Source organism: Pseudomonas sp. BF-R-19, from assembly GCF_019956445.1.
Classification (GTDB): Bacteria; Pseudomonadota; Gammaproteobacteria; order Pseudomonadales; family Pseudomonadaceae; genus Aquipseudomonas; species Aquipseudomonas fluorescens_BH.
Map to the genome: position 1 here is coordinate 194,088 of NZ_JAHBDN010000114.1, position 6,142 is coordinate 200,229.

Here is a 6,142-nt window from a genome sequence, read left to right on the forward strand (position 1 = left end):
ATACCTATAACGATTCGCCTGATGCCCACGACGTTTCATGAGATTCCCCGCAAGCGCCCGACCACGCCCCTGCTCGACCGCGCGAACACGCCGGACGGCCTGCGCCGGTTAGGCGAAGCCGAGCTGGAAACCCTGGCCGATGAGTTGCGCCTGGAATTGCTCTACACGGTCGGCCAGACCGGTGGGCATTTCGGTGCCGGGCTGGGCGTGATCGAGCTGACCATCGCGCTGCATTACGTCTTCGACACCCCGGACGACCGGTTGGTGTGGGACGTGGGTCATCAGGCTTATCCACACAAGATCCTCACCGGTCGTCGCGAGCGCATGGGCACCCTGCGCCAGAAGGACGGCGTCGCTGCCTTCCCGCGCCGCTCCGAGAGTGAGTACGACACCTTTGGCGTCGGCCACTCCAGCACCTCGATCAGTGCCGCGCTGGGCATGGCAATTGCCGCCCGCCTGCAAAACAGCGAGCGCAAGGCGATTGCGGTGATCGGCGACGGCGCGTTGACCGCGGGAATGGCGTTCGAGGCGCTGAACCATGCGCCGGAAGTGGACGCCAACATGCTGGTGATCCTCAACGACAACGACATGTCGATCTCGCGCAACGTCGGTGGCTTGTCCAACTATCTGGCGAAGATCCTTTCCAGCCGCACCTATGCGAGCATGCGCGAAGGCAGCAAGAAAGTGCTGTCGCGCCTGCCCGGTGCCTGGGAAATCGCCCGTCGCACCGAAGAATATGCCAAAGGCATGCTGGTTCCCGGCACGCTGTTCGAAGAGCTGGGCTGGAACTACATCGGCCCGATCGATGGCCACGACCTGCCGACCCTGATCGCCACCCTGCGCAACATGCGCGATCTGAAAGGCCCGCAGTTCCTGCACGTCGTCACCAAGAAAGGCAAAGGTTTCGCCCCGGCGGAAGTCGACCCGATCGGTTACCACGCCATCACCAAACTCGAACCGCTGGACGCCCCGGCCGCCGCGCCGAAAAAGGCCAGCGGGCCGAAGTACTCCGGTGTGTTCGGTGAATGGCTGTGCGACATGGCGGCTGCCGATCCGCGTCTGGTCGGGATTACCCCGGCGATGAAGGAAGGCTCGGACCTGGTCGCTTTCAGCGAACGCTTCCCGCTGCGCTACTTCGACGTGGCCATTGCCGAGCAGCACGCCGTCACCCTCGCGGCCGGCATGGCCTGCGAAGGCGCCAAACCCGTGGTGGCCATCTATTCGACCTTCCTGCAGCGCGGCTACGACCAGTTGGTGCATGACGTCGCGGTGCAGAATCTCGACGTGCTGTTCGCCATCGACCGCGCAGGTCTGGTGGGCGAAGACGGTCCGACCCACGCCGGCAGTTTCGATTTGTCGTTCCTGCGCTGCATTCCCGGCATGCTGGTGATGACCCCGAGCGATGAAAACGAGCTGCGCAAAATGCTCACCACCGGTCACCTGTACGAAGGCCCGGCGGCGGTGCGCTACCCGCGCGGCAACGGCCCGAACGCGACTATCGAGAAAGACCTCGAGCCTATCGAGATCGGCAAGGGTGTGATTCGCCGCCAGGGCAGCAAAGTCGCCCTGCTGGTGTTCGGCGTGCAACTGGCCGAAGCCCTGAAAGTCGCCGAGACGCTGGACGCAACGGTGGTCGACATGCGTTTCGTCAAGCCGCTGGATGAAGCACTGGTTCGCGAAATCGCCAGCAGCCACGAGCTACTGGTCACTGTCGAAGAAAACGCGATCATGGGCGGCGCCGGTGGCGCGGTCAGCGAATTCCTCGCTCGCGAGAACATCCTCAAGTCGGTGCTGCACCTGGGCTTGCCGGACATTTACGTCGAACACGCCAAGCCTGCGCAAATGCTGGCCGAGTGTGGCTTGGATGAGGCGGGAATCGAAGCGTCCATTCGCGAGCGCCTGCAACTGCTCAACATCTAAACCCCTGGATACATGCAACACCCCTGTGGGAGCGGGCTTGCTCGCGAAAGCGTCGGATCATTCAACTGAGAAGTTGACTGACACTCCGCCTTCGCGAGCAAGCCCGCTCCCACATTTGATTTGTGTGCGCCACGAAACACCAACGGACTACCCATGAAACTCTCTCCCTTCGCCCTGACGCTGACTCTGTTGCCGGCCGGTCAATTGCTGGCCGACACCTTCGAACGCGACCAGGCCCTGAAGCTGCCCGACGTGTTGATCAGCGCCAATCGCCAGATTGAAGCGCGCAATGACAGCAGCGCCGCCAACACCGTATTCACCCGCGAAGACATCGATCGCCTGCAACCCGAAAGCGTCACTGATCTGTTGCGTCGGGTGCCGGGCGTGCAAGTCTCGCAGACCGGCGGGCGCGGCAGCCTTCCGGGTGTGTACATCCGTGGCACCCAGTCGGCCCAGAGCCTGGTGTTGGTGGACGGTCAGCGCATCGGCAGTTCGACCTCCGGCGACAGCAACCTGCAACACATCAACATCGAGCAGGTCGAGCGCGTGGAAGTGCTGCGCGGCTCCCGCTCGGTGATTTATGGCAGTGATGCGATTGGCGGAGTCATCCAGATCTTCACCCGCCGTGGCGGCGAACAAGGCCTTCAGCCGCGGATGCACGTCGGCTTCGGCAGCAACCAGACCTGGGAGCGCAGCCTCGGTTTGTCCGGCGGCGATGAACAGACCCGCTTCAACCTCGGCGCCAGCCTCGACGAAACCGCCGGGATCAATCGCACCCATGAGTCATACCCCAGCGACGGCGACCATGACCAGTACCGAAACCAGTCGTTCAGCCTGAGCTTGAGCCACGCACTCAGCGATGACATCGAAATCGGCGCCAACGCGTTGGATAACCGCGGAAAAAGCGAGTTCGACAACCCGTTCGGGCGCTTCGACATGAATACGTTCGAGTCGGTCCAACAGCAGCCCTACAACGAATTCGATGTGAGCAGTGTCAGCAGTTACATCGACGCGCGCATCAATGATCTGTGGAAAACCCGCATCGAGTTCGGCCACAGCGAAAACCGCGAGAAGACCCTGGACAAGCTCAGCGATGAGCGCAGCGTGTTCAACACCTACCGCGATTCGGTGAACTGGCAGAACGACTTGACGCTCAACGAGCGCAACAGTTTGCTGCTCGGCGGTGACTGGTATGAAGACCGCATCAACAGCAGCACCGCATTCGATGAGGACAGTCGCTGGAACCGTGCGGCGTACATCCAGCACCGCTATCGGGCCGACAGTTTCTCCACAGAGCTGGGCTTGCGTCACGACGATAACCAGCAGTTCGGCAGCCAGAACACCTGGAGCGGCACCTTCAGCCTGCCGCTGAACCTGGACAACGAAGTGCTGCTGACCTACAGCGAAGGCTTCCGCGCGCCGACCTTCAACGACCTGTACTACCCCGACTTCAGCAACCCGGACCTGAAGCCTGAAACCTCGAAAAGCTATGAGCTGCAATGGCGCAGCCAATTGACCGAGAACAGTCGCCTGGAGACGTCGCTGTATCGCACCGACCTTGAAGACGCGATCATCTTAGGCAACAACTTGCGCCCGGAGAACGTTGCTTCCGCGCGAATCAACGGCTTCGAAGCCGCACTGAAGCAGAAACTGTTTGGCTGGCAGAGCAACCTTGGCATTGCGATCATCGACCCACGCGACCGTGATACGGGCCACACCCTGGCCCGGCGTTCGCGGCGCACCTTGAGCTGGGATCTGGACCGACAGTTCGATCGCCTGGGCCTCGGTGCCAGTTGGCAAGCGGTCAGCAGCAGCTACGACGACTTGAACAATCAACAGCCGTTGGGCGGTTATGCCTTGTTGGGACTGCGTAGCAGTTGGGAGCTCAATCGTGAAATCAGGCTGGAGCTGAAGGTCGATAACCTGCTGGACAAGGGTTACAGCCGGGCGTTGTACAGCTTCCAAGGTAGCCAGTACGGGTATCGCGAGGAAGGTCAGACGTGGATGCTCGGGGTGACCTGGACACCGGAGATCTGATCCGGGCTTTGTACTGTCTGGGCCGGCCTCTTCGCGAGCAAGCCCGCTCCCACAGGTTTAGCGCGATCCTGTGGGAGCGGGCTTGCTCGCGAAACAGTCAACTCGGTCTCAGCGGTCGGGCGCGATCAATTGGCAAAGCTTGGCGGTGGCCTCGATCATCTGACCACTCGGCCGCTCCAGGCCCTTGTCCTTCACCAATCGCAACTGTCCTTGTGCCACGGCCGCCACCTGCGGCCAGGCTTTCCACGCATCGAGCTGCGCCTGATCGCTAGCCAGTATCACCTCGGGATTACGCTGCAACACCGCTTCCACGCTGACTTGCGGTGCCGGCAGTTTCAGATCACCAAATACGTTTTGCGCACCGCAGACCTCCAGCGCATCGCTGATGATCTGCTCGCCGCCAACCGTATACAGCGGCCGATCCCAGACCTGATAAAACACCCGTAACGGCTTGTCCCGTCGATAGCGTTGGCGCAATTCATCCAGCCGCTGGCGTAAATCGCTGGCCAATGAAATTCCGCGCTCAGACCGATCGAGCTGAGCGGCAATGGCCTCGATCTGCGCGGCGAGCTGGTTCAGGCTGTGGGGTTCGGCGACGTAGGTGGGAATATTCAGTCGCTTGAGCTGATCACGCTGGGCCGGGCCGACGCTACCGGGCCATAGCAGCAACAGATCGGGTTTCAGGCTGAGCAAGCGCTCCATGTCCAACTGGCCATAGCGGCCAACGGAGGGCAGGTCCTTGAGTTCGGCAGGTCGTTCACCGGCGTCCAGCACACCGACCAGGAGGTCGGCGGAACCCAGTTCAACGACGATTTCAGAGAGCGACGGTGCGAGGCTGACTACCCGCTCGACCGCGACTGCCGAGCCGCTGGCGGCCAGTAGCGACACCGCCAGCCAGACCGCGCGCATCAACCGAGTTGACGCGGAATACGGTAGAGGTAGAACAGCACGGCGGTCGACAGTGCCAGCAGCATCAGCGGCACAGCCTCGAGACCGACGAACACCGCCAGGGCACCGATCCAGGCCGGCAGCCCGGCGGCGAGGAATGCCGTGCGCCGCTTGGCCGCCAGACTGATCCAGGCGCCAGGTTCTTCAGGGGTATCGAGGGCTTTCTGGGTGGCAATCAGTGCGTGTTTGTAGGCGCCGAAAAACTTCAGGCTGACAAACATCGAGGCGACTCCGGCGATGAACAACGGCATCGCCAGCACCGGCAGAATGGCTTCACTCTGGCCGAACACCGCATTGATCACAAACAGCGGCAGCAAGGCCAGCGCCAGGTATTGCCACCAGTTGATGGACAGTCGCCGCCGCACCTGACCGCGGGTCACGCCCGGTCTACCTCGCCCTGATGCTCATTGCCCATCATGTGGTCGAGCTTGCTGGCCTTGGTCGCCAGATAGAGTCGGTTATGCGGGTTGTGGCCGGTGTGCAGCGGCACGCGCTCGGCGACCACGATACCCATGTCGGTCAAGGCCTTGACCTTACGCGGGTTGTTGGTCATCAGGCGCAGGGACTTGACGCCCAGGTGCTCCAGCATCGGCAGGCACATGGCGTAGTCACGCTGGTCGGCGGCAAAGCCCAGGCGTTCGTTGGCTTCGACGGTATCGGCGCCACCGTCCTGCAGTTCGTAGGCACGGATCTTGTTCAACAGGCCAATGCCCCGGCCTTCCTGACGCAGGTAGAGCAACACGCCACAACCTTCGCGGGCGATGGCCTGCAAGGCGGCCTCCAGTTGCGAACCGCAGTCGCAACGCTGGCTGAACAAGGCATCGCCCGTCAGGCATTCGGAGTGCAACCGGCCGAGTACCGGGGCACCGTCGGCAATCTCACCCAGGCTCAGCACAACGTGCTCGCGGCCGGTGGCTTCATCGAGAAAGCCATGCATGGTGAATTGCGCAAAAGGCGTTGGCAGCTTGGAAGCGGCGACAAAAACGACAGGCACCGGTGTGCTCCTGATCTAAAAGTCTGAAGATTCGCAGAGCCGGCATTGTAACAGCAGGTTCCGGAGGACGCTTAGGCTGAATTATCGGCGATAACTATCAAAATGTTTGATATACGCCGCTCCCACAATGGATACATCATCAGCCTTAAGAACCGTGTCAGTTCGAATCAACAGCTCTCATGATCAACGCCTGGAAATCCCCGGTCAGGCGAAAAACCACACCAGTCCCTGCATCGCCAACCA

At 61.6% G+C, this 6,142-nt stretch carries 5 protein-coding genes; 2 read left to right on the forward strand and 3 right to left on the reverse strand.

The genetic code is table 11. The features are described from left to right. Positions 1–21: 21 nt before the first annotated feature. Together dxs and KGB28_RS30255 are read left to right on the forward strand one after the other, a co-directional pair. On the forward strand, positions 22–1,920 hold the full coding sequence (dxs, locus tag KGB28_RS30250) for a 1-deoxy-D-xylulose-5-phosphate synthase (RefSeq protein ID WP_223449100.1): 1,899 nt from the start codon (positions 22–24) through the stop codon (positions 1,918–1,920). Positions 1,921–2,073: 153 nt separating this feature from the next. Then, positions 2,074–3,957, forward strand: a complete 1,884-nt coding sequence (locus tag KGB28_RS30255; RefSeq protein WP_223449101.1) for a TonB-dependent receptor domain-containing protein — start codon at positions 2,074–2,076, stop codon at positions 3,955–3,957. 108 nt (positions 3,958–4,065) lie between these two features. Here KGB28_RS30255 and KGB28_RS30260 read toward each other — a convergent pair whose 3' ends face one another. The 3 genes from KGB28_RS30260 to ribA are packed head-to-tail and all read right to left on the reverse strand — an operon-like array spanning position 4,066 to position 5,899. Then, positions 4,066–4,866, reverse strand: a complete 801-nt coding sequence (locus KGB28_RS30260; RefSeq protein ID WP_223449102.1) for a cobalamin-binding protein — start codon at positions 4,864–4,866, stop codon at positions 4,066–4,068. Beyond that, positions 4,866–5,285, reverse strand: coding sequence for an MFS transporter (locus KGB28_RS30265; protein WP_223449103.1), 420 nt, complete (start codon positions 5,283–5,285; stop codon positions 4,866–4,868). The genes KGB28_RS30260 and KGB28_RS30265 overlap by 1 nt, the downstream gene beginning before the upstream one ends. Beyond that, positions 5,282–5,899, reverse strand: a complete 618-nt coding sequence (gene ribA / locus KGB28_RS30270) for a GTP cyclohydrolase II (RefSeq protein WP_223449104.1) — start codon at positions 5,897–5,899, stop codon at positions 5,282–5,284. Before ribA ends, KGB28_RS30265 begins: the two co-directional genes overlap by 4 nt. Positions 5,900–6,142 lie beyond the last annotated feature (243 nt).